29 protein-coding genes and 1 tRNA gene are annotated in these 21,559 nt (G+C 70.7%); 15 read left to right on the top strand and 15 right to left on the bottom strand.

Annotation, left to right across the window (positions count from 1 at the left end):
* Positions 1-181 precede the first annotated feature (181 nt).
* The 7 genes from AC068B_RS34975 to AC068B_RS34945 all read right to left on the bottom strand — a co-directional run bounded on the left by AC068B_RS34975 (position 182) and on the right by AC068B_RS34945 (position 3,907).
* Positions 182-1,072, bottom strand: a complete 891-nt coding sequence (locus AC068B_RS34975; RefSeq protein WP_478675534.1) for an RNA polymerase sigma factor SigF — start codon at positions 1,070-1,072, stop codon at positions 182-184.
* A gap of 221 nt (positions 1,073-1,293) precedes the next feature.
* A complete protein-coding gene (locus AC068B_RS34970; protein ID WP_478675533.1) occupies positions 1,294-1,587 on the bottom strand; it encodes a Dabb family protein in 294 nt (97 codons plus the stop codon).
* 49 nt (positions 1,588-1,636) lie between these two features.
* The gene (locus tag AC068B_RS34965) at positions 1,637-1,816 is read right to left on the bottom strand and encodes a hypothetical protein (RefSeq protein WP_356261344.1); all 180 of its coding nucleotides are present in this window, start codon (positions 1,814-1,816) and stop codon (positions 1,637-1,639) included.
* Between the two features lie 426 nt (positions 1,817-2,242).
* Positions 2,243-2,330, bottom strand: a tRNA-Ser gene (locus tag AC068B_RS34960).
* Between the two features lie 82 nt (positions 2,331-2,412).
* A complete protein-coding gene (gene tadA, locus AC068B_RS34955) occupies positions 2,413-2,844 on the bottom strand; it encodes a tRNA adenosine(34) deaminase TadA (RefSeq protein WP_356261631.1) in 432 nt (143 codons plus the stop codon).
* A 94-nt stretch (positions 2,845-2,938) separates the two neighbouring features.
* Entirely contained in the window at positions 2,939-3,496 is a 558-nt protein-coding gene (locus AC068B_RS34950) for a tRNA adenosine deaminase-associated protein (RefSeq protein ID WP_356261634.1), read from the bottom strand.
* 240 nt (positions 3,497-3,736) lie between these two features.
* Positions 3,737-3,907 carry a hypothetical protein gene (locus AC068B_RS34945; protein ID WP_167355623.1) on the bottom strand — a complete coding sequence of 57 codons (171 nt, stop codon included), beginning with the start codon at positions 3,905-3,907 and terminating at the stop codon, positions 3,737-3,739.
* Between the two features lie 99 nt (positions 3,908-4,006).
* Between AC068B_RS34945 and upp the strand changes: the two genes are divergently transcribed.
* Positions 4,007-4,642 carry a uracil phosphoribosyltransferase gene (gene upp, locus AC068B_RS34940; RefSeq protein WP_356261347.1) on the top strand — a complete coding sequence of 212 codons (636 nt, stop codon included), beginning with the start codon at positions 4,007-4,009 and terminating at the stop codon, positions 4,640-4,642.
* Here the strand turns inward: upp and AC068B_RS34935 are convergent, their stop codons facing one another.
* Together AC068B_RS34935 and AC068B_RS34930 are read right to left on the bottom strand one after the other, a co-directional pair.
* On the bottom strand, positions 4,643-5,296 hold the full coding sequence (locus tag AC068B_RS34935; protein ID WP_478675532.1) for a LytR C-terminal domain-containing protein: 654 nt from the start codon (positions 5,294-5,296) through the stop codon (positions 4,643-4,645).
* Between the two features lie 181 nt (positions 5,297-5,477).
* Positions 5,478-5,774, bottom strand: a complete 297-nt coding sequence (locus tag AC068B_RS34930) for a type II toxin-antitoxin system VapB family antitoxin (protein ID WP_003955420.1) — start codon at positions 5,772-5,774, stop codon at positions 5,478-5,480.
* A 147-nt stretch (positions 5,775-5,921) separates the two neighbouring features.
* On the opposite strand from AC068B_RS34930, the gene AC068B_RS34925 reads away from it, so the two are divergent.
* A complete protein-coding gene (locus AC068B_RS34925; RefSeq protein ID WP_478675541.1) occupies positions 5,922-7,652 on the top strand; it encodes a helicase HerA-like domain-containing protein in 1,731 nt (576 codons plus the stop codon).
* 271 nt (positions 7,653-7,923) lie between these two features.
* Here AC068B_RS34925 and AC068B_RS34920 read toward each other — a convergent pair whose 3' ends face one another.
* Positions 7,924-8,247, bottom strand: a complete 324-nt coding sequence (locus AC068B_RS34920; RefSeq protein WP_478675531.1) for a hypothetical protein — start codon at positions 8,245-8,247, stop codon at positions 7,924-7,926.
* A gap of 763 nt (positions 8,248-9,010) precedes the next feature.
* On the opposite strand from AC068B_RS34920, the gene AC068B_RS34915 reads away from it, so the two are divergent.
* The 3 genes from AC068B_RS34915 (at position 9,011) to AC068B_RS34905 (ending at position 12,016) form a co-directional block, all read left to right on the top strand.
* Complete coding sequence (locus AC068B_RS34915) at positions 9,011-9,601, top strand: HhH-GPD-type base excision DNA repair protein (RefSeq protein ID WP_478675530.1); 591 nt, start codon at positions 9,011-9,013, stop codon at positions 9,599-9,601.
* A 160-nt stretch (positions 9,602-9,761) separates the two neighbouring features.
* A complete protein-coding gene (locus AC068B_RS34910; protein WP_478675529.1) occupies positions 9,762-11,363 on the top strand; it encodes an ABC-F family ATP-binding cassette domain-containing protein in 1,602 nt (533 codons plus the stop codon).
* Between the two features lie 95 nt (positions 11,364-11,458).
* A complete protein-coding gene (locus tag AC068B_RS34905; RefSeq protein WP_478675528.1) occupies positions 11,459-12,016 on the top strand; it encodes a GNAT family N-acetyltransferase in 558 nt (185 codons plus the stop codon).
* A gap of 4 nt (positions 12,017-12,020) precedes the next feature.
* Here the strand turns inward: AC068B_RS34905 and AC068B_RS34900 are convergent, their stop codons facing one another.
* From AC068B_RS34900 to AC068B_RS34880, 5 genes are all read right to left on the bottom strand, one after another.
* The gene (locus AC068B_RS34900) at positions 12,021-12,752 is read right to left on the bottom strand and encodes a sensor domain-containing protein (protein WP_478675527.1); all 732 of its coding nucleotides are present in this window, start codon (positions 12,750-12,752) and stop codon (positions 12,021-12,023) included.
* Between the two features lie 167 nt (positions 12,753-12,919).
* On the bottom strand, positions 12,920-13,666 hold the full coding sequence (locus tag AC068B_RS34895) for an ankyrin repeat domain-containing protein (RefSeq protein WP_478675526.1): 747 nt from the start codon (positions 13,664-13,666) through the stop codon (positions 12,920-12,922).
* The gene (locus AC068B_RS34890; protein WP_478675525.1) at positions 13,602-14,396 is read right to left on the bottom strand and encodes a hypothetical protein; all 795 of its coding nucleotides are present in this window, start codon (positions 14,394-14,396) and stop codon (positions 13,602-13,604) included. Before AC068B_RS34890 ends, AC068B_RS34895 begins: the two co-directional genes overlap by 65 nt.
* Positions 14,397-14,487: 91 nt before the next feature.
* A complete protein-coding gene (locus tag AC068B_RS34885) occupies positions 14,488-14,979 on the bottom strand; it encodes a hypothetical protein (protein ID WP_478675524.1) in 492 nt (163 codons plus the stop codon).
* A 55-nt stretch (positions 14,980-15,034) separates the two neighbouring features.
* Positions 15,035-15,391, bottom strand: coding sequence for a transcriptional regulator (locus tag AC068B_RS34880; RefSeq protein ID WP_055565485.1), 357 nt, complete (start codon positions 15,389-15,391; stop codon positions 15,035-15,037).
* 482 nt (positions 15,392-15,873) lie between these two features.
* Between AC068B_RS34880 and AC068B_RS34875 the strand changes: the two genes are divergently transcribed.
* From AC068B_RS34875 to AC068B_RS34830, 10 genes are all read left to right on the top strand, one after another.
* Positions 15,874-16,140, top strand: coding sequence for a WhiB family transcriptional regulator (locus AC068B_RS34875; RefSeq protein WP_478675523.1), 267 nt, complete (start codon positions 15,874-15,876; stop codon positions 16,138-16,140).
* Positions 16,140-16,703: a hypothetical protein gene (locus tag AC068B_RS34870; protein ID WP_478675522.1), complete on the top strand. Its 564-nt coding sequence runs from the start codon at positions 16,140-16,142 to the stop codon at positions 16,701-16,703. The genes AC068B_RS34875 and AC068B_RS34870 overlap by 1 nt, the downstream gene beginning before the upstream one ends.
* Positions 16,700-16,897 carry a helix-turn-helix domain-containing protein gene (locus AC068B_RS34865; protein WP_468565500.1) on the top strand — a complete coding sequence of 66 codons (198 nt, stop codon included), beginning with the start codon at positions 16,700-16,702 and terminating at the stop codon, positions 16,895-16,897. The genes AC068B_RS34870 and AC068B_RS34865 overlap by 4 nt, the downstream gene beginning before the upstream one ends.
* 243 nt (positions 16,898-17,140) lie before the next feature.
* Positions 17,141-17,542 carry a hypothetical protein gene (locus AC068B_RS34860; RefSeq protein ID WP_478675521.1) on the top strand — a complete coding sequence of 134 codons (402 nt, stop codon included), beginning with the start codon at positions 17,141-17,143 and terminating at the stop codon, positions 17,540-17,542.
* A 105-nt stretch (positions 17,543-17,647) separates the two neighbouring features.
* Positions 17,648-18,262 (top strand): phage tail tube protein, encoded by a 615-nt coding sequence (locus AC068B_RS34855; protein ID WP_478675520.1) that lies wholly within the window; start codon positions 17,648-17,650, stop codon positions 18,260-18,262.
* A gap of 172 nt (positions 18,263-18,434) precedes the next feature.
* The gene (locus AC068B_RS34850; RefSeq protein WP_478675519.1) at positions 18,435-18,725 is read left to right on the top strand and encodes a hypothetical protein; all 291 of its coding nucleotides are present in this window, start codon (positions 18,435-18,437) and stop codon (positions 18,723-18,725) included.
* 8 nt (positions 18,726-18,733) lie between these two features.
* Positions 18,734-19,144, top strand: a complete 411-nt coding sequence (locus tag AC068B_RS34845; protein ID WP_478675518.1) for a hypothetical protein — start codon at positions 18,734-18,736, stop codon at positions 19,142-19,144.
* Between the two features lie 66 nt (positions 19,145-19,210).
* Positions 19,211-19,765: a hypothetical protein gene (locus AC068B_RS34840; RefSeq protein ID WP_478675517.1), complete on the top strand. Its 555-nt coding sequence runs from the start codon at positions 19,211-19,213 to the stop codon at positions 19,763-19,765.
* Between the two features lie 75 nt (positions 19,766-19,840).
* Entirely contained in the window at positions 19,841-20,389 is a 549-nt protein-coding gene (locus tag AC068B_RS34835; protein ID WP_478675516.1) for a hypothetical protein, read from the top strand.
* A 41-nt stretch (positions 20,390-20,430) separates the two neighbouring features.
* The gene (locus AC068B_RS34830; RefSeq protein WP_478675515.1) at positions 20,431-21,543 is read left to right on the top strand and encodes a hypothetical protein; all 1,113 of its coding nucleotides are present in this window, start codon (positions 20,431-20,433) and stop codon (positions 21,541-21,543) included.
* The last annotated feature ends 16 nt before the right edge of the window (positions 21,544-21,559 follow it).

The following is a 21,559-nucleotide window of genomic DNA, read 5'->3' as shown; positions in this document are numbered from 1 at the left end:
CCTGAATACCGGAGGTGGGGCTACGGCAAACGCGGTTCCAGCAGAATGTCACATGTCGGCAACACGCTGTAGTTACTTGTCGACAAACAAGGGTGACATCCGTGCAGGAAAGAGGGGGTCTGGGGCTTTTCAGCAAACAGTGCCGTCGGGAACAGCCCCGACGGCACTCCACTCGATACGGTTACGCCTCGATCCGATTTGCGGACCGAAGGCGTGCGAAGCTCCGGGCCAGCAATCGCGACACATGCATCTGGGAGACGCCCAGTTCGGCACTGATCTGTGACTGCGTCAGATTGCTGTAGTAGCGCAGGAGAAGGATCCGCTGCTCGCGCTCGGGCAGTTGGACCAGGAGGTGGCGTACGAGGTCGCGGTGCTCGACGCCGTCGAGTGCGGGGTCCTCGTAGCCGAGCCGGTCGAGCAGGCCGGGCAGCCCGTCGCCCTCCTGGGCCGCTTCCAGCGAGGTCGCGTGGTACGACCGTCCTGCCTCGATGCAGGCGAGCACCTCGTCCTCGGTGATGCGCAGCCGCTCGGCGATCTCCGAGGTGGTCGGCGAGCGCCCGAAGGCGGTGGTGAGGTCCTCGGTCGCCCCGGTCACCTGCACCCACAGTTCGTGCAGGCGCCGCGGTACGTGGACCGTGCGGACGTTGTCGCGGAAGTACCGCTTGATCTCGCCCACCACGGTCGGCATCGCGAAGGTCGGGAACTGCACGCCGCGCTCGGGGTCGAACCGGTCGATGGCGTTGATCAGGCCGATCGTGCCGACCTGGACGACGTCCTCCATGGGTTCGTTGCGGCTGCGGAAGCGCGCGGCGGCGTACCGCACGAGCGGCAGGTTGGCCTCGATGAGCGCACCGCGCACCCGGCCGTGCTCGCGGCTGCCCGGCTCGAGGTCCTTGAGCTGGCCGAAGAGCACCTGGGTGAGGGCGCGGGTGTCGGCGCCGCGGGTGCTTCCCGTGCCCACGGCCTTGGGGGGCGGGGTCGTGGGTGGGGTCGTGGCGGGCGGAGCCTTCGCGGAGGGGGCCTCCGCGGGAGGAGCCTCGGGCGCAGTACTGGCCGGCACGGTCAACGCCACCCCTTCTCAGACAGGCACTGTCAGGCAGAGTCAAGCTCGGTCGACGCGTGGTCGACCTCGGTCAACTCATCCGTCAAAAGCGGTCATAGCATCACAAGACATGTGCACTGTGTGCAAGCACCTGATAACTACGTGTTGAAGGCAAGTTGAGGCGTACGAGAGCGAAGGGCCCCGCACCTTCGAGGTGCGGGGCCCTTCGGGGAGCAGGTGGGGAGGGTGGCTCAGAACTCGTAGTCGGCGATCACCCACGTGGCGAACTCGCGCCACAGCGCGACGCCCGCCTGGTGGGCCGGGTGCTCGATGTACCGCTTCAGCGCATCGACGTCGTCGACCGCCGAGTTGATGGCGAAGTCGTACGCGATGGGGCGGTCGGTGATGTTCCAGTCGCACTCCCAGAACGTGAGCTCCGGGATCTGCCCGCCGAGGGCGCGGAAGGCCTTGACGCCCTCGACCACGCGCGGCTCGTCGCGCTGCACGCCGTCGTTGAGCTTGAAGAGGACCAGATGGCGGATCACGGGCACTCCTTGGAGAGGGCTAGGCGGCTTCGGCGGCCGGGGCGACCGCTCAGTCCTTGCCTCCGTTGGCGACCCACGTCATGAAGTCGCCGATGCTCTGAGCGGCGCTCGAGACGCCTTCGAAGCCTATCTGCACATAGTCCGCGGCCTTGGCCGGGTCAGTGATGATCACGTAGAGCACGAAGACGACCACTGCGAAAAGGCCGAGCTTCTTCCACTGCACTGCCACGATCTCTGGCCTCCCCTTGCCGTGCCCCGTGTGACCCCTGTGACGGCGGCGAGTCTAACCCGGACCGTACTCACGGGGCTTTTAGGGACCAACGACCCGGCAGCAGAGGCCCTTTGCCCGCGCTCGAAGGCGGGTGCGGAGCGCAGGATTGGTGATGAGCCCCAGCGGATCTGGCAGGAATCCGCGGGGCGAGGGACCGGCCCTACTGCGGGGTCCGCGCCGTCTGCTTCCCCCCTGACGGCGGCGCTGACTTGAGGGCCTGTCCTCGTCGGGGGGAGCGGCTTGTCCCCCCGATGCCGCTTCCCCCGTCCTGACGGGAGAGAACCCCGGTGCCGTGCGGGCGCCGGGGTTCTCTGTATGCGTGCTTCTTTTGTGTAGTGCACGACGAAGGGCCCGTCCCTGAGGACGGGCCCTTCGTATCAAGAGCGGTAGCGGTGGGATTTGAACCCACGGAAGGGGGTTACCCTTCACTCGCTTTCGAGGCGAGCTCCTTCGGCCGCTCGGACACGCTACCGAGAGGAACTCTAGCCCAAGGTGGGCCGTGGACTGAAATCCGTTTGGGCCGCCTCTTGAATCAGCTCGAGCCAGTGGTTGAGTCAGCGGTTGCGGAAGAAGTCCGTCAGCTGTGCGGCGCACTCGTCCGCGAGGACACCGTGGACGACTTCCGGGCGGTGGTTGAGCCTTCTGTCGCGGACGACGTCCCAGAGCGAGCCCGCCGCGCCCGCCTTCTCGTCGCGCGCTCCATAGACGACCCGGTCCACGCGGGACTGCACGAGCGCACCGGCGCACATCGTGCACGGCTCCAGCGTCACGACGAGCGTGCAGCCCGTCAGCCGCCACTCGCCGAGCTCGGCGGCGGCCCTGCGCAGCGCGAGCACCTCCGCGTGCGCCGTGGGGTCGGCGGCCGCCTCGCGTTCGTTGTGCCCGACCGCGAGCACCGTCGTGCCGTCCGGGGACAGCACGACGGCGCCGACGGGTACGTCACCGCCCCTGACGGCGAGCTCGGCCTCGGCCAGAGCGAGCCGCATGGGCGCCCGCCAGCGGTCGCGTACGGGATCGGGATCGGTTTCGGGATCGGTGCTGATGTCGGTGCGGTCGTTCACACCGGGAACCTACGGGAACCTAGCGGACGGTCTCGAGCACCTCCGCCGCTCCGAGGATGTCGGCGATCTCGCTGAGCGCGTCGCCGCTCTCCAGGCCGAGCAGATCCTTCTCGGGTACGCCCAGGTCGGCGAGGATCTCCGAGTCGCCGAGCGGCCCGGAAGGCACCCCCGACGCCCCGGCTTCGGCTTCGGCGTCCGGGTCCGCCTCGGCTTCGGAGGCCTCGGGTTCACCGTCCTCCGTGCCGTCGAGGTCGAGGGCGTCCAGGTCGTCCGCCCCTTCGTCGTCCGGGTCCCGGCCGAGCATCTCGTCGGTGAGCAGGATCTCCCCGTACGAGCTGCGGGCGGCCGCGGCCGCGTCGGACACGTAGATACGAGGGTCCTCCTCACCGTCCACGCGGACGACGCCGAACCACGCGTCTTCCTGTTCGATGAAGACGAGCACCGTGTCGTCGTCGTAATCGGCCGTGGCTTCACGGGCCAGGTCGGCCAGATCCGACAGGGTCTCCACATCGTCGAGCTCCGTGTCGCTCGCTTCCCACCCGTCTTCGGTGCGCGCGAGCAGTGCGGCGAAGTACACCGTGACTCTCCCACTGGTCATAGGCAGTGCCGGTTGGCGGTTTTGGGGTCCCCCCGGCGAGGTCGGGGAGCGGGGATGCGGTACCTAGCCCCCGCCCATTCGGAATCGTGGCAGAAACGGCGCCGTCAGGAGAGGTCTTCCGGCCGCTGTGTTCCGCGTCGCGTTTTTCCGGGGCCTTCGGCGTGGTCTCCGCGGTGGCCTTCGGCGGGTCCGCCACCGGGCTCGTCGCGGCGCGGGTGGCTACCAGCGGAACGTGCGCATGCGCATCTGCTGCCGCATGCGTGCCGCCCGGGCGCGGCGCGGCTTCACGCGGTCGCGGAGCTCGATGGCCTCGGTGCGTTCACGCAGGAACTGGGCGCGCCGCCTGCGGCGCTCGGTGTCGGTCTCGTCTTCCGGACTGTGCCCCGTCATAGCCACACCACCTCAGTTCGTACGTCACCACCTTCCCTCGGATGGCGGTGTTGATGCCAGCGAGAGGCGCGGGGCCCGGGCCCGGTTACTGTTGATGTCATGCGGATCCACGTCGTCGACCACCCGCTGGTGGCGCACAAACTCACCACGCTGCGCGACAAGCGCACCGACTCCCCGACCTTCCGGCGCCTCGCCGACGAGCTGGTCACCCTGCTCGCGTACGAGGCCACCCGGGACGTGCGCACCGAGCAGGTCGACATCGAGACCCCGGTGACGGGGACGACCGGCGTGAAGCTGTCGTACCCGCGTCCGCTGGTGGTGCCGATCCTGCGCGCCGGTCTCGGCATGCTCGACGGCATGGTGCGGCTGCTGCCGACCGCCGAGGTGGGCTTCCTCGGCATGATCCGCAACGAGGAGACCCTGGAGGCCTCCACGTACGCGACGCGCATGCCGGAGGACCTCTCCGGGCGTCAGGTGTACGTCCTGGACCCCATGCTCGCCACGGGCGGCACGCTCGTCGCGGCGATCCGGGAGCTCATCAAGCGCGGCGCCGACGACGTGACCGCCGTGGTGCTGCTCGCCGCCCCCGAGGGCGTCGAGATCATGGAGCGCGAGCTGGCGGGCACGCCGGTGACGGTCGTGACGGCCTCGGTCGACGAGCGGCTCAACGAGCAGGGGTACATCGTGCCCGGGCTCGGTGACGCGGGTGACCGGATGTACGGGACCGCGGAGTAGTCAGCAGTTCTCTTTGCCCGACGGAGTGGGCGTCGGCTTGGGCTTGGCCAGTGCGGCCAGGGCCTTGTCGGCGTCCTCTTTTTTGGCCAGATTCTTGAACTGGTTGCCGATGACCAGGTCGACCTCGCCGCCCTTGCGGGTGTCGGACCGGTGCTCGGCCCCGGCGAGCTGCGTGCCGAGCACCGGGATCGCGGTGTCCGCGGCCGACTCGGCGCCGAGCAGCAGCCCGGTGCCCTTGACCTTCTTGTCGTACGCCTTCGTCGCGTTGCCGACCTTGCCGATGGCGAACCCGCGCTTCTTGAGCTCGTCGGCGGTGCTCTTGGCGAGGCCGCCGCGGGGCGTGGCGTTGAAGACGTTGACGGTGATCTGGCCCGGCTTGGGCAGCGGTTTCTGCTTCCGCACCGGCTCCGAGGCGGCCGCGGCCGGTTTGCGGTCGCAGTCCTGGGACGCGTGGCCCGCGGCCGATGCCTTGCTGCCGCCCGTGAACACGTCGATGAGCTGCAGGGTGCCCCAGCCGATCAGGCCGATGGCCGCGGCGGACGCGATGACCGCGAGCACGATCCTGCGGCGACCGCTCGGGCGGCGCATCCGTGGATATTTGTCCCCCGTGATGCGGTACTTGCCGCCCATGCCGGGGGGAGTGAGCATGCTCATGGGCGCAGCGTAGTGCGGCCGGACGGCGATGCCTACTAAATGATCATTACGCGGGGCCCAGTCCAACCCGAAAGGGCCAATGCGGGCCGTGGGGTCGCCTGAATGGCCGGTGCGGTGTGGGTCCGCCCGTGCGGGTGGGTCGTGCGGGTCGAACGGGTCGTGTGGGCCCGGCGGTCCGGGATCAGCCCAGTTCGAGCACGCGCGCGTGCAGCACCTGGCGCTGCTGGAGCGCGGCGCGGACCGCGCGGTGCAGGCCGTCCTCGAGGTAGAGGTCGCCCTGCCACTTCACGACGTGCGCGAAGAGGTCGCCGTAGAACGTCGAGTCCTCGGCGAGCAGGGTCTCCAGGTCGAGCTGGCCCTTGGTCGTCACGAGCTGATCGAGGCGGACCGGGCGCGGCGCGACGTCCGCCCACTGCCGGGTGCTTTCCCGGCCGTGGTCGGGGTACGGCCGGCCGTTTCCGATGCGCTTGAAGATCACACGGAAAGCCTACCGGGCAAGGCTCTCCGGGCGCAGCCATGGCGACGGAGTGCGACCCTGGGAAATGACGCCTTAAATCGGGTCAAACCGGGAACACGTCAGCCGGGAACAGGGGCCGAAGTGAGCGAGAGCCAGTCGATTCCGTCCATGCCGGGCCGCGTGAACCGCCCGAACGAGTCTGCGCCGGGCGTGGAGGTGACGGGCGGAGGCGAGGGTTCCGCGGGGGTGGGGGCGGATGTTGGTGCGGGGGCTGGTGCGGGTTCGGGTGTGTATGTGGATGTTGTTGAGGGTGCGGGTGCTGTTCTGCCTCGGGAAGCCTTGGAGATCGCTGCCGGGTACGCCTTCGAGGGGCCCGCCCTCGAACTCGGTGCGCTGCTGTGGGGCGGGGAGTGCCTCGCCGACGCGCAGGTCCGCATCCCGCTGCCCATGCTCAACCGGCACGGGCTGGTCGCCGGGGCCACCGGTACCGGCAAGACCAAGACCCTGCAGCTCATCGCCGAGCAGCTCGCCGCGCAGGGCGTCCCCGTCTTCCTCGCGGACATCAAGGGCGACGTCTCGGGGATCTCCGTACCCGGCGAGGCGGGTGACAAGGTCGCCGAGCGGGCCGCGGACGTGGGGCAGGAGTGGCAGGCCACCGGGTTTCCCAGCGAGTTCTACGCGCTCGGGGGCATCGGAACGGGGATTCCGGTCCGGGCGACGATCACCAGCTTCGGGCCCGTGCTGCTCTCCAAGGTGCTGCAGCTCAACCAGACCCAGGAGCAGTCGCTCGGCCTGATCTTCCACTACGCCGACCAGAAGGGGCTGGAACTGGTCGACTTGAAGGACCTCCGCGCGGTCGTCACCTTCCTCACCTCGGACGAGGGCAAGCCGGAGCTCAAGGGCATCGGCGGGCTCTCGACCGTGACGGCCGGGGTCATCCTGCGGGCGCTCACCGCCTTCGAGGCGCAGGGGATGGGCGACTTCTTCGGAGAGCCCGAGTTCGACACGAGCGAGTTCCTGCGGCTGGCGCCGGACGGGCGGGGTCTGGTGTCGGTCCTGGAGCTGCCCGCCGTCCAGGACAAGCCGCAGCTCTTCTCGACCTTCCTGATGTGGTTGCTGGCCGACCTCTACAACGACCTGCCGGAAGTGGGCGACGTCGAGAAGCCGAAGCTCGTCTTCTTCTTCGACGAGGCGCATCTGCTCTTCAACGGGGCCTCCAAGGCGTTCCTCGCGGCGATCACGCAGACCGTGCGGCTGATCCGCTCGAAGGGCGTCGGCGTCTTCTTCGTGACGCAGACGCCGAAGGACGTGCCCGCGGATGTGCTCGGACAGCTCGGCAATCGCGTCCAGCACGCGCTGCGGGCGTTCACTCCCGACGACCAGAAGGCGCTGAAGGCGACGGTGCGGACGTTTCCCGATTCGGCGTACGACCTGGAGGAGATCCTCACCGGGATCGGTACGGGTGAGGCCGTGGTCACCGTGCTCAGCGAGAAGGGCGCGCCCACGCCGGTCGCGGCGACGCGGCTGCGGGCGCCGGAGTCGCTGATGGGGCCGGTGGAGGCGGGGGCGCTGGAGCAGGCCGTGCGGTCGTCGGTGCTCTATTCGCGGTACGCGGAGGCGGTTGATCGGGAGTCGGCGTACGAGAAGTTGACTGCGCGGGAGGCGGAGAGGGTGGCGGGGGCGGAGGCGGCGGCCGAGGCGGAGCGTGCGGCTCGGGGCAAGTCGGCTGGGTCTGGGTCTGGGTCTGGGTCTGGGGCCGGGGCTGGGGCTGGGTCTGGGTCTGTGGTGGAGCAAGTCGTGGGGAGCGGGATGTTCAAGTCCCTGTTGCGGTCCATGGGGACGCAGATCGGGCGGGAGATCTCGCGGTCCGTGTTCGGGACGGCTCGGCGCAGGCGCTGAGTCTGGCGGGGGCGCCTTGAGCGGTTCGTCCTGCGCCGGCCGTCGCCTTCGGCTGGGTCAGGCGTCGTTGGGCTGTTGACGACGGTGGTGCTCGGGGGCTTGGTCGTCGTGCTCAAGAGGTGCCTGAGGTGCCGGGCGGGGTTCCTCGGGAGGCGTCGCGCGTACCGCTTCTGCGCGGAGCAAGGCTTGCAGGGCCGCGTAGGGGTCCATGGGCATGAGGTGTCCTTCTGCTCGTGCTGGTGGGGTGGAGGGCGTTTGCTTTGCCCTCCTGTCAGCAGCGCAGGACCACCGAGCGGGGGGTGGGGACGTGGGGGTGGAGGTGGGGCGGGGCCGGTGTGGGGTTTGTGGTGCGGTGGGGCGGTGCCGGGGTGTGGGGGCGTGCGGTGGGCAGGCGGGTGGCGTGGCGGGTGGGGAGGCGCAGGGCCGTTTCTGCGACGTCGTGCTGGGTCTCGCTGCCGGTCTCCGTGGAGATTGCGGTGGGGGGTGGCGGGGCGGTGGGGGCCGGGGCGAGGGTGGTCAGGAGGACCAGGAGGAGGATGAGCAGCGCCCTTGGCCACGCGGGGTGGCGGCGTGATGGAGGGGGCGGGGCGCTCATGGAGGGCATGTCCCCGGGCGGGCCCCTGCTTGATCGCACCGGGTCCGGATGCCGCCCTCATGGGCTAGGGGCGGGTCGCTTTGGGCGGGGGGCTGCGCTTGGGGTTCGTCGGTGGGCGCGCTTTGGGCGGGCGTCTGCGCCTGGGGTTCGGTTGTGGGTGCGGGGCCGCGGGGGTATGTACGTACTCGCTATCCCTGCGCCGCGCCTGGAGAGCTTCTGGCTGTCAGGGTTGGCTCGGTGCTCCGTGCGCACATACCCCCGCGTCCCCTCCCGTCTCGTACGCGGCTGCGGCCCGGCGGGGGCGGAGGACGCCCCGACCGCTGATCTCTCTGACGGCTGCGGAGGTCTCCCGCCCGCCCACTCACGCCCCGGCCCGGTGGGGGCCCCGGGGCTGCTGGTCTTGCTGACGGCTGCGAAGGGCCTCCCACTCGCCCACCCAGTCCCCTCGGCCGCTCGCGGGCTCTCCCACCCGCCCCCTGGCGACGGCGGGGCGGCCTCGGCCCCTGCCCCGCTGCTGCGGAGGGTCTCCCGCCCACCCCCACACCCTGGCGACGCCGGGACAGCCCCGGCCCCCACCCCCGCTGGACGTCGCGGGGCAAACGGGTGGGTGGGTGGGGAACATCCGCCGCGGAGCGGCGGGCTTGAGGTTCCTACCCCCGCCGGACGGCGCAGGGCGCCTGCGGGTTCCTGGCCCCGCCGGGCGGCGCGGGGTTCTGTACCTGGCCGGGCTGCGGGGGTGTGGGGAGCGGGGGATTATCGGGGTATGGAGCTTCATCTTGCTCAGGAGCCGGACGCGGACGCGCTGCTCGGGCGGAGTCCGCTCGCCGCGCTGGTCGGCATGCTTCTGGACCAGCAGGTCCCCATGGAGTGGGCGTTCGCGGGGCCGTACACGATCGCCACCCGCCTGGGGGCGGACGACCTGGACGCCCACGAGATCGCCGCGTACGACCCCGAGGACTTCGCCGCGCTCCTCTCCGCCAAGCCCGCGGTGCACCGCTACCCGGGCTCGATGGCCAAGCGGATCCAGCAGCTCTGCCAGTACCTGGTCGACCACTATGAAGGCGACCCGACGGTGTTGTGGCGGGATGCCGAATCGGGGCAGGAGCTTTTCGGGCGGCTGCACGCGCTGCCCGGCTTCGGTGAGCAGAAGGCCCGGATCTTCCTGGCCCTGCTCGGCAAGCAGATGGACGTCACGCCGAAGGGCTGGCGGGAGGCGGCGGGGGATTACGGCGCCCCCAAGGCGTACCGCTCGGTCGCGGACATCACCGGCCCGGACTCCCTGCACAAGGTCCGCGCCCACAAGCAGGAGCTGAAGGCCGCGGCGAAGGCCGCCGCCTCGAAGAAGGGGAAGTAGGGAGGGAGCAGGCGGCCGTGCGCGGGCGGGGGGAAATCGGGTGCGGGGGGAGCGAGCGCGGCGTTAGCCTCGGGGGTATGTCTACGCCTCGCATTTCCTAGCTGGGACACACGCCTTCACGTCACCCGTGTGTCCATTCGCTATTGCGGAGCGTTACCCCATGATCACCCTTCGAGGTGTCGACGTGCGCGTCGGCGCCCGCCTTCTGCTGTCCCACGTCTCCTTCCACATCGCCCCCGGCGACCGCGTCGGCCTGGTCGGGCGCAACGGCGCGGGCAAGACCAGCCTCATGAAGATCCTCGCGGGGCGGGAGGCCCCGGCCGACGGCGACGTCAGCCGGACGGGATCCGTCGGATATCTCGCCCAGGATCCCGGCGCCGCCGACCCCGCCGTCACCGTCACCGACCGCATCCTGTCCGCGCGGGGCCTGGACGAGGCCGTCGCGGCGCTGCGTACCGCCGAGGCCGCCATGGCCGAAGCCGCGGGACCGGCAGCGCAGGAGCGCGCCATGGCTGCCTACGCCCGCGCGGAGGACCGCTTCCAGGCGTGCGGCGGGTACGCCGCGGAGGCGGAGGCCGCCCGGGTCGCCGCCGGGCTCGGGCTGCCCGAGCGGGTGCTCGACCGGCCCGTCGGCGAGCTGTCGGGCGGCCAGCGACGCCGCGTCGAGCTCGCGCGGATCCTGTTCGCGCGGCACGACACCGTGCTCCTCGACGAGCCGACCAACCACCTGGACGCCGACTCGGTGGCATGGCTGCGCACCTACCTGGCCGGATATCCGGGCGGCGTCGTGCTGATCAGCCACGACACCGGGCTCCTCGCCGAGACGGTCAACCGCGTCCTGCACGTCGATGCGCTGCGTACCGCCATCGACGTCCACAACACCGGCTGGCAGGCCTACCGCGCCCAGCGCGCGGCCGACGAGCGGCGGCGTACTCGCGAGCGCGCCAACGCCGAGCGCAAGGCCGCCTCGCTGCGCGCCCAGGCCGACAAGATGCGCTCCCACGTCGCCACCGCCACCGCCGCGAAGAACATGGACCGGCGCGCCGCACGCATGCTCGCCGGGACCGAGCCGGTGCGGCGGGGCGAGAAGGTCGCGCGGATCCGGCTGCCGGAGCCCGCGCCGTGCGGCCGCATGCCGCTGGGCGCGGTGCGGCTGACCAAGGCGTACGGGTCCCATCGCGTGCTCGACGGTGTCGATCTGGCCGTCGACCGGGCGAGTCGGCTCGTCGTCCTCGGTCTCAACGGGGCCGGGAAGACGACGCTGCTTCGGCTGCTTGCCGGGCGTGAACTGCCCGATGGGGGGCGGGTGGTTGCCGGGAGTGGGCTGCGGCTCGGGTATTTCGCTCAGGAGCACGACACCCTCGACGGTGCGCTGACCGTCCGGGAGAACCTCGCGGGTGCCGCCCCGCATCTGACGGACGGCGAGGTGCGGCGCGTTCTGGGGGCCTTTCTGTTCGGCGGCGACGATGCGGACAAGCCCGCCTCGGTCCTCTCGGGCGGCGAGAAGACGCGGCTCGCGCTCGCCGGGCTCGTCCACTCCGGCGCGAACGTCCTGCTCCTCGACGAGCCCACCAACAACCTCGATCCGGCGTCCAGGGATGAGGTGCTGGGTGCTGTGGGGACGTATCCAGGAGCCATCGTGATGGTCACGCACGACGAGGGCGCCATCGACGCCCTGCGGCCGGATCGGGTGCTGCTCCTCCCTGACGGGGAGGAGGATTTGTGGAGCTCCGGCTATCGGGAGCTCGTCGCGCTCGCCTGATGGGTGGGTCTGCCCATGGACGGTAACGCTGTTGTCGGAGTGTCTACTTGGGCGTGCGGGGCGTGCTCGGTCGGCCACTGTGATTCGATGCTTCGATGAGACGAGACCGGGCCGCCGACGCGGCAGACGGCCACCCCGTCCTGCGGCTGCGGGAACGTTCCGGCCAGCGTGACCTGGAGGCCTGCGTCGGTGTGCTCGCCGCCGTCCACAAGGCCGACGGGTACCCGGTCAACTGGCCGCGGGAGCCCGGCGGCTGGCTGGAAGGAGCCGACGCCTTCGGGGCCTGGGTGGCCGAGCTCGACGGGCGGGTCGTCGGGCACGTGGCGCTGTCCAGGCCCGGGGCGGGGGACGAGGCGCCCGGGCTCTGGGGCGGGCGGGCGGGGGTCGAAGGGGCCGACGCGGCCGCGGTGGTGAGCCGCCTCTTCGTCGCGCCGGACGCCCGCGGTCACGGGATCGGTGCCCTGCTGATGGGGCGGGCCGTGCGGGAGGCGCGGGCGCGCGGGCTGCATCCGGTGCTTGACGTCGTGTCCACCGACGCCTCGGCTGCCGCGCTCTACGAACGCATGGGATGGCAGCTGCTCGGCATCGTCGAGCAGGAGTGGGGGCCGGGGCAGCGGGTCGCCCTGCACTGTTACGCGGCCCCCGCCGAGTAACCGCTCAGCCGAGGAGCGAGCGGACCGCGGCGCGGTCTACGTTCGTCAGGGCGCGGACCAGCTTCGGGGTGAGCAGGACGATCACCGCGCCGACGAGGGCGACCGCGGCGATCTGGAAGGGCGAGGTGATGTAGTACGCGTGCCGCTCGCCGCCCGAGGTGAAGTCGTAGACGCGGTAGCCGGGCCAGTCGAGGTAGCGGTGGAAGACCCAGGAGTACGTGGGGAAGAGCGCGACCACCCAGCCGGTGACCAGGAACGTCACCGTCAGGACGAAACTCGCCACCCGCCAGGGGAACATGACCACCTGGAAGAGCAGCGCCCGCCAGCCCGCCGCGTCCGCGAGCCGGGCCCTGACACCGGCCCACCGGCCCCCGGCGCGCGCCGTGTCGAGCGTGGCGGGGCCGACGACGTCCAGCCCGAGCCCCGCGCGGGCCCGGCCCCGCTCGGCGGCACCCAGCCCGCGCGCCCCGGCGAGCGCCGCGGCCAGGACGGGCAGGCCGAGCACGGTGACGAGCAGGCCCGCGCCGAGCGAGAACATGGTGACGGCGAAGACGAATGCGGCGATCGCGACGGGCAGGGACACCAGCACGTAGCCGACCTCACGGAAGGTGCCCGCGGCGAAGGGGGCGCGCCAGAAGCCGGGCCTCTCGGCGGAGGCGGAGGTGGCGGTGGAGGCGGGGGCGGGGGTGGGTGTGGGGGTGGGTGTCTGCCGGGCGGAGAGTGTGCTGGCGCTCATGGCGGTCTCGAATCGTCGCGGGGAGAGGGGAGATGAGGAGAGGGGGACGTGCCTTGCTGGTGTCCTCTACGCTCCCGGATCCGCAGGTCCGGCGGCATACGGCGACATGGTGTCCTGAGGGTGGTGCTAGGCCCCCTGTCGGCGGGGGGTGCACAGGAAAGGGGGCGTCACGTCAACTCCCTGCGCGTTCTTGCACCTTGCGCGCGCAGCCACTCCGCGACCTCGGCGGCCCCGGCCTCCACGGCGACGTCCAGCGGCGTCAGGCCGTCGTACCCGATCCAGTCGAGGTCGGCGCCCCGCTCCAGGAGGAACCGGGCGGTCGCCTGCTGCCCGCCGTGGCACGCGCCCCAGAAGGCGCTGGTGATGTCGTCGGCGTCGGGCGGGTCCGCCCCCTCCGCCCCGTCTTCGACGAGGGACGCGACCCGGTCGACGAGGCCCAGCGTCGCCGCGTCCTGCAAGGTCGTCCGCGCCCCGTGCGCGAGGAGCCGCCGGGCCGCCCGCCACTGCCCGAAGCCGCGCGCGTCGGCCAGCGGTGTGCCGCCCCCGATGACCGCCCCGGTCGCCTCGATGTCCGCACCGGCCGCGATCAGCGCGTCCAGCGCCGCGACGTCGTCGTTGCTCGCGGCCCAGTGCAGGGGAGTCTCCCGGTGCGCGCCGACGAACCGGGCGTCGGGGTCGGCGCCCGCCGCGACGAGGACCGCGATGACCTCGGGTCCGGCGGGGAGGTGGCCCGGCCAGTCCGTGGCGACATGGAGCAGGCTGCGCGTCCCCGCCGCCTCGCCGGTCCGCTCGATGCCCGTGGCGGCGAGCCCGGGGTGCGCGTCCAGCAGTTCGCGCAGCGCCGGGACGTCACCCGTCCTGATCGCTCCGGTCACCGCGACGGCCAGTGGGTCGCCCGCGTCGAGAACCGCCATGCCCGACCTCCTGAACTACTTGATCGACTTCCATCGATTCTGCCCGGCCTTCCTTCCGTCCGGGCAGGACGACCGCGAGGATCATCGCCACGGCGACGGCGACCAGGTGCTCGCGGCCCGCGAGGTTCGGCTCGGCGATCGACCCGGCCACCGTCGGGACGACCGCGGCGAGGAAGAGCAGTGGCGACCGCAGGGTCACGGCCGTAAAGGCGAAGAGGCCGACGATCGCCGCCGAGGCCCCCGTGTCCACCGTGTGCGCGGCCTCCGCGGGGAGACCGAGCCGGTCGGGGCCGAGGGCGATCATGACGCGCGCCCCGAGGGTTCCGGCGAGCGTGACGGCGTACGCGACCACCAGCGTGCGTACGCGACCGAAGAGCAGCTCGGCGAGTGCGAACGCCAGGAACAGGCGGGGCAGGCCGCCCCACGCGGGCAGGTCCACCGCGGGCACGAAGAGCGAGACGGGCGTGCGCAGCAGGGACAGCCAGACGGGCTGGTCGGCCCGCACCTCACTGAGCACACGCACCACACCGGCACCGGCGGCTGTCTGCTGGAACTCGTGCAGGCCGATCACGGCGACGCACGCGATGACAGCGAGCGAGACGCCAAGGGGGCCGCGCTCCCAGAGCCTGCGGCACGGGTCCGCGACAACGTTCCGCCACTCATGGAGCACGGCGTTCCGGCACCAGCCGGTCAGGCGCGACACCAGTGAGACCCGTGGGACCAGTGACACCGGCGTCCATCCTCTTCCCGATTGTTCGCCCGGACGGGCGAATGCGGAGGATACGTGACAGGTGGTGGCGGCGCGGCGGAGGAGAGTCGGCCTACTCGTCGGGGCCGGTGTGCTTCGGGTCGTCCTGCTCCCGCCGCCTGCGCGGCCGGTGCGCCATCAAGTCCCGTGTGCCGCGGGCCTCGTCCCTGCCCACGATCGGGAGCGGGTGCGTGCCTCGTGGCGCGTCTGAGGGGAACCGGAGCAGCCTCGCGGATCCGGCAGCCGCCGACGGCGGTTCTACGTCCACGTGGCCCGCCGGAGGCTCGGCGTCGGCGTCGGACGTACGGGCGTGCTCCGCCGCGCGGGCGTGTTCCGTCCAGCCCTCGCGGAACCAGCGCAGCTGGCTCTGCTGCGCCTCCTCCTCGGTGAGTATCCGGACGCCGTCGATCCCGGCCTCCTGGATCTTCGAGCCGAGTTCGATCAGCAGCGCGCCGACGAGGTGGGCGAGCTCCTCCGACGCCCTCGTTCCGCTCTCGACGTCATGGCGCCCCGCACCGCGACGCCGTGCGCCCCCGGACGGCCCCTCCGCTTCGTCAGTCGGCATGTTCGCACTCCCTCTGTGCCCCCGGGCTGCGCAAGTTCGGCCCCCTGCTGTTCGGCTACTCGACCTGCGGCAGGAACGCCTTCGTGACCCTCACGAAGACCGCCTGCAGTTCTGGGGGCACCCCCATTCTCCGGGCCGCTTCCTCGGGGCTCAGCAGTCGGGGGGCATCGGTCTCCCCGCCTCGCCCCGCCGCGATCGGCAGGTCATTCTCGGACAGTCGGCCGGAGCGGATCAGCATGTCCCGCAGCGGAACTCCGAGCACCGCCGCGAGGCGTCGCATCGTCTCCAGGTCGGGCATGCTCTGCCGCTGGATGAGGCGGCTGACGGCGGCCCGGTGCACACCTGCGTCGTCCGCCAGTTTCGACTTGCCGCCGCCGCGCGGACTGTCGATGTCGTAGCCGCGCTCGCGCATCACGCCCTCGATCCACTCGGCGAACTCCTCCAGTTCGTCCGCTCGGTTTCGGCCACTCTCCCGGACCTGCTCGTGGTCGCTCCCGGGTCGGTACCCCTGTTCGCTGCGGGCACTGGCCCGCGGGCTGGACACCATGTCGTCGTTCTCCCCTCGTCGCAGAGCGAGGGTACCGATCGTGCGCGCACCGAAATATGTGCGCGCTCGCACGTTGTTGTGAAGATCCCGGGCAGGCGGGCGCCGGAGTGCGCCCGACGGGCCGCCCCGGCGCCTTCGCGGCGCTGTCACGGCGGTTGTTTCCAGCCACCCCTTACGTCCCTTCCTGTCTCACGCCTCTCTGTTTTTAGTTGCGCATGCGCACGCAGCGTGGAACTCTGATCACGCATCGACGTGTTCGAACTAATGTTCGCATACCTGCGGAGGGGTTGCGCATGCCCAATCGGCCAGATCTGCTCGCACCTGCTCTGAACAGCGCTTTTACTGGAATGCAAGTCTCCGGACCCGGCCCGGACGAGGCTCTCGACTGGCGTCGGGACGCCGCCTGCGCGGATCTCCCCCAGCAGTACGTCTTCACTCGCACCCCCGCCGAGGCGGCGCCGGTATTGCGCGCCTGCAATCAGTGTCCGATCCGGCGCGAGTGCGAAGCCATCGTCGATCCCTCGCGCACCTGGTTCGACGGGGTCAGCGGGGGACGCCTGTGGCGCAACGGCCGCGAGGTCAAACCGCGCAAGTCGACCAAGGGGAGGTCGTGATGAGCGGTGGGGACGTCGTGAGGAGCGGTGGGGACACCATGGTGAGCGGCTCGGTCGGGCGCGCGGCCCTCTGGATCGATTCGCTGCGCCGCCGGTACCCCTTGCTCCTGGAGGAGCTTGCGCCCGGCACGGGACGGACGTTCCGCGAGGTGCGGGGCGGCGGTCCGGCCGCGTCCACCCTCGCGCCCGTACGCCTCTACGTCTCCGACGCCCTCCGCGACATCGGTGACGGCGTGGTCGAACTGGAGGAGGCCGTACGGGACCGGCTCGGCCTGCGCCGCATCTCCGCCGCCCCGGTGGCGGTCCGCCTCGGTCGACTCGCCGAACTCCTCGACGCGCTCGGGGAGATGCCCGACCTGGCGGCCCACGTCGAGGAGGAGACCCGCCGGATGGCCCACCGCTGCGCACGCGCCCTGGGGGACCCCGAGCAGCTGGTGCGGCTTCCGGGGCGCTGCCCGGCCTGCGGTTCGGTCTCGCTGCGGGCCTTTCCCGAGCGAGGCGTCGCGATGTGTGTGAACCCGCCCTGCCGACACGTGCTCGACGAGGCGGAGGAGACGGCATGAACACACCGCTGATCTCGGGAGACCTCGCCGCCACCGAGGCCGACGTCTCGCCCGCGACCATCCGCAAGTGGGTGCAGCTCGGTCATCTGAAGGCCGCGGGACGGCAGGGGCGCCGCTCGATGTACCGCCTGGAGGACGTGTTCGCCGCCGAGCGCTTCGTACGAGGGGTGGGGGCGGCGCGGCCGCAGACGTAACCGTACGAGGACGAGGCGATGGAGTGGCGTGGGGCCCCGCACCGGGTGGTGCGGGGCCCTTCGCGCGTCCCGGGACGGGCTCAACGGGGGCTCAACGAACCCTGCTCAGCGCTCAGTTGCGGGATCGGGGCCCCTGGATCACACTTGAAGCAGCGGCAGAGCTGCGCCCCACACCGGGGTGGCGGACCTGCCGCTTTGTGTTGCCCCCACTCATGTCCCTTCTGACTGACAGGGAGTGTCCATGTGTCCATCCTGACCTTTCCCGACGCGGAACGGCTCGTCGTCGACTTCCTCAAGAACCGGGCCGAGCTGGCCGGTTCGGTCGTCGACAACAAGCCGCCCGCCGGGTTCGACGGCACCCAGAAGGCCGTCCTCGTCTCCCGTGTCGGCGGCGCGTGGGTCGACGACCGGCATCTCGACCAGCCGCTGCTCGACCTCGAGGTCTACGGCCCGGACAAGTCCACCGCGCACGGCATCTCCCTCGCCGCCCGTGCCTGTGTGCTCGAACTGGCCGGCACCTCGTACGGCGGGGCCGTCGTCACCGACGTCACCGAGGCGGACGGGCCGCGCTGGCTGCCCGACTACAACCGCCCGGCGGGCAGCCGGTACCTGTCGACGGTGCGGATCTCGATCCGCCCCGAGTGAGCACACCGCATCTCCCCGCACGCATCACGCATCACGCACCAGAACCACAGGCCCTGCCGATCCGGCGGGGCCTTCGTCGTACCAACTGAGATCTGAGGAGTACCCATGGCAGGCAACAACGGCAAGGAAATCCGCGTCGCCGGTACCGGACGCGTGCTGATCGCGCCCGTCGAGACCGAGGCCCCGGCCAGCATCGGCACCGCGTGGGACCCGGCGAAGTGGACCGACCTCGGTTACACCACGACCGACGGCATCAAGTTCAACAAGAAGGACAAGATCGACCCGGTCGACACCTGGCAGTCGGTGAGCCCGGCGCGGTTCATCTACTCCGACCGTGACCTCACGGTGAAGTTCCAGCTGATGCAGCTGAACAAGGCGACCCTGGCCTTCTTCATGGGTGGTGGCGCGGTCAAGCCGGCCACCACCAGCACCCCGCCGGCGGGGCTCGACGCGCAGGCCGATCCCGAGTTCAAGGAGTTCACGTACGACCTCGCCAACTCCCCGGCGGCGGACGAGCGGGCGCTGGGCATCGAGTTCACCGACGGTGCGTCGATCTACCGGTTCGTCGTGCCGCGCGGGCAGGTCACCGAGACCGAGGAGATCGGTCTGACCCGGACCGGTGCGGTGAAGCTGGGCGTGACGTTCACGGCGCTCGCCAAGAACGACACCGCGCCGCTGGCCAGCTTCCGCATCAAGGAACTGTCCACGTCCTACTCGTAGGCGGACCGGGCTGGTAGGTGGACCGGTCCCAACCCGACCGGGCCCGCCCCTGCCCTGCTGGTTGATTGCGCAAAATCGCCGGTTGCGCTTGCGCGCGACCGCATAGGATCCCAGCGACGCCCGGCCCGTGCCCCCAGCACGGCCGGGCGTCGCCTTGCCGAAGGAGAGACCCGTGTCCGGCTTCAACGTCAACGCCGCCCGCGCCCAGCGCCTCGAAGCGCTCGGCCGGGCCTGGACCTTCGAGCTCGACTCCGACAGCTTCGAGCTGCCGACCGAACTGACCCGCGCGACCGCGCGCAAACTGCGGGACCTCGACGACAACGATGTGGACGGCCTGCTCGAACTCCTCCTCGGAGAGGAGCAGTTCGCCCGCTTCGAGCGGCATGAGGTCACGATGCAGGACATCGCGGCGATCCTGGAGGCGTACGGCAAGGAGACCGGGCTCGGCCTGGGGGAAGGCTGAGCCTCGGCGTGTTCGTCGACGAACACGCCGAGGCTCTGGAGGCCGACCTGCTCCGCTTCTACGGCCTCGACCTCCTGGACTGGCACCGCGGCCGCCTGTCCTCCCGCCGCCTCGCGGTCCTGATCCGGCACTTGCCGCGGGACGGGGCGGTGGCGCGGGAGACGGAGGGGGAGGGGGCGGAGTGGTCGGTGGGTGACTATCTCCTCGCCCACGTGGTGGATCAACTGGCCGACGCGAACTGGATGTTCGCGACGGTCAACCAGGACGAGGACGCGGACCCCCTGGATCCCCCGAAGCCACTGCCGCGCCCGGGCGCGGACCGGCCGCCGGAGGCCCGGGACGACGAGGAGCCCGCCCCCGACACCACCGCCGCCGACCCCAAACCGTCAGCCGTGCAACTGGCGGCCTTCTTCTCCTGACCTTCCCGCCACGACAACCGACAGGCGATGATCTGCCGGACAGCGTGGACCAGGGGAGGGAACCTCGTGAACGACCCGAAACAGCAGTGGTCATCTTGGCGCAGCCGCGAAATCCTCATCCGTGAGGCGGGCGATGCCGCGCCCATACCGCTGGAAATCCGCGGAGTGTTCGGAGCACGGCTCGACGCGTATGTCGTCCGTCGCACGGAGGCGACACAGGAAGCGGGATACGGCTCCACTCTGTCGGGTATGCAACGCCACCGGTTCGTGCTGCCGTCGGATTTCAATTCCCTCAGGCTGTTCCGGCACGGCGGCAAAGCCACTTTCACGGGTTTCGGCGGGTGGCGGGTGAGCCGGTTGACCGAGCAGGACGTCGAGTTCGTCGCCGGTGAGATGTCCGGTGAAGGACCGTGGGTGCTGCGGGTCGCCGAAGGCGCGAAGAAGCGGCTTCGCATCACGTGGAACAAGGGCGCGTACGCGGGGGCGTTGACGCTATTCGGCCCCGCTTTCGGCGCCGGTAAGGAGCTGTCCGCGCCGCATCACACGCACGAGACCATCAGTGTCACCGGGCCCGGATACCTCCTGTTGAACGCCCAGCACTGGAGCCTCACCACCGACTGAACGCACCAACCCCAACTGGCGGCCTCCCATGCCTGATCCGACGGCATGTGGGGCCGTCACCTGTTTTAGGAGCTGATGATGGCCGACGGTAGTCAGCCGGAAAACAGTACGGTCAAGCTGATCAAGGACATCACGGAGCGCGAATACGTCAAGAAGGCCGAGCTGACGGCATTCAAAAGCGAGTTCAATGGCGGCGCCTTCGCCTTCAACGCCGCTGGTGGTGGGCTGACCGGGCTCAAGCTGGAGCACACCATATGGGACCCCATAGGCGACCTGAAGGCAAAGCGGGAGAAAGAAAAGGAAGCAGCCGAGGCGCGTTCGCGCAACCAGCACCCGGAGCAGCTGAAGAGCGCGGCCACCAAGGCCCAGACGACCGCCGACAAGGCGATCACCAAGGCCAACGGAGCCAACCGGCGCATCAACGACTTGGCCCGTGACATCAACCAGAAGCTCCGCCGCAAGGCCGACAGGTCCACGGTGTCGCTGGCCAACGACCGGCAGAACAGCCAGCTCTCGGCCCTGCGAAGCAGTCAGGTCGCCGCGCTGCGTCGGGAGTCCGAGCGGGCCAGCGCCAATGTGCAGCGCCTGAACAACCAGATAGCCCGGCTCAATTCCCGCTTCTGACGCGGCGATCGAGGAGTGGAAACGCAGAGGAGTAGAAGACCATGGGACTGAACCAGTCCATAAGCACCGCGGCCACCCAGCTCGGCCGCATGCGCAGCGCCGCGGGCCAGACCGCCACCCAGGTCGGCAAGCTCGGCAAGTCCACCGGCTCCGCCGCAGGATCCGTCAACAAGCTGGGCAAGCCCACCAGTTCCGCCGCCACCGCCGTCGGCAAGCTCGGCAAGTCCACCACGTCCGCCGCCACGGCGGTGGGCAAGCTGCGTACGTCCGCCAACAGCAGCAGCAGCGCGGTGAAGAAGCTGCACAGCGGGCTGCGTACCGCCGACGGGTCCCTGGGGAAGGCGAAGAAGGAGTCCGACAAATTCAAGAGTTCGCTCGACAAGCTGCGGAGCTCCGCGAACAAGGCCAAGACCGCCCTGCGTGACGTGAAGCGCCAGGCCGACGCCGTGGACAAGTCCGTCGGCAAGGCGGGCAAGAACGCCGACAAGGGCGGCAAGTCCATGGGCAAGCTGGGCAAGGGGCTCAAGGGGGCGAGCGCCGCGCAGAAGGGGCTCAACCTCGCCATGGCGGGCAGCCCGTTCGGGCTGATCATGACGCTCGCCGCCCCGCTGATCACCCAGTTCGTGAAGATGGACAAGGTCACCGCCGCCCTCAAGCGCGGTATGAACGCCGCCTGGAAGGGCATCAAGACCGGCACCCGCGCGGCCGTGGACTTCGTGAAGCCGCTGGTCAAGGGGTTGGGCAATCTGATCCTGACGCCGATCAAGGGGCTCGCGTCCGCCCTGAACGGCGTGTTCAACGTCCTCGCCGGGATCAAGATCTCCATCCCCAGCTGGGTGCCGAAGTGGGGCGGGAAGTCGTTCGGCTTCCCGCGCCTCCACGTGCCGGTGCCCCACCTCGCCCAGGGCGGCATCGTCCAGGCCCGCAACGGCGGCACGCTCGCGCTCGTCGGCGAGGCGGGCGAGCACGAAGCCGTCATCCCGCTCTCCCGGCTGGAACGGATGATCAGCAACGGCGGCGGCAACGCCGTCGCCCTGCGCCGCCTCGCCGAGGCCATGGAGCGCCTCGCCGACCGGCCCGTCCACGTAGACGTCGACTCGCAGACCATCGCCCGCGCCGTCTTCGCGGGCCGCCGCGCCCTCGCCCGCCGATAGCCCCGGCGGCACTGAA

The sequence above is a fragment of the Streptomyces sp. NPDC042371 genome (assembly GCF_056437465.1).
The sequence above is the reverse complement of the archived record's forward strand: the minus strand, read 5'-3'. Positions and strand labels throughout refer to the sequence as shown.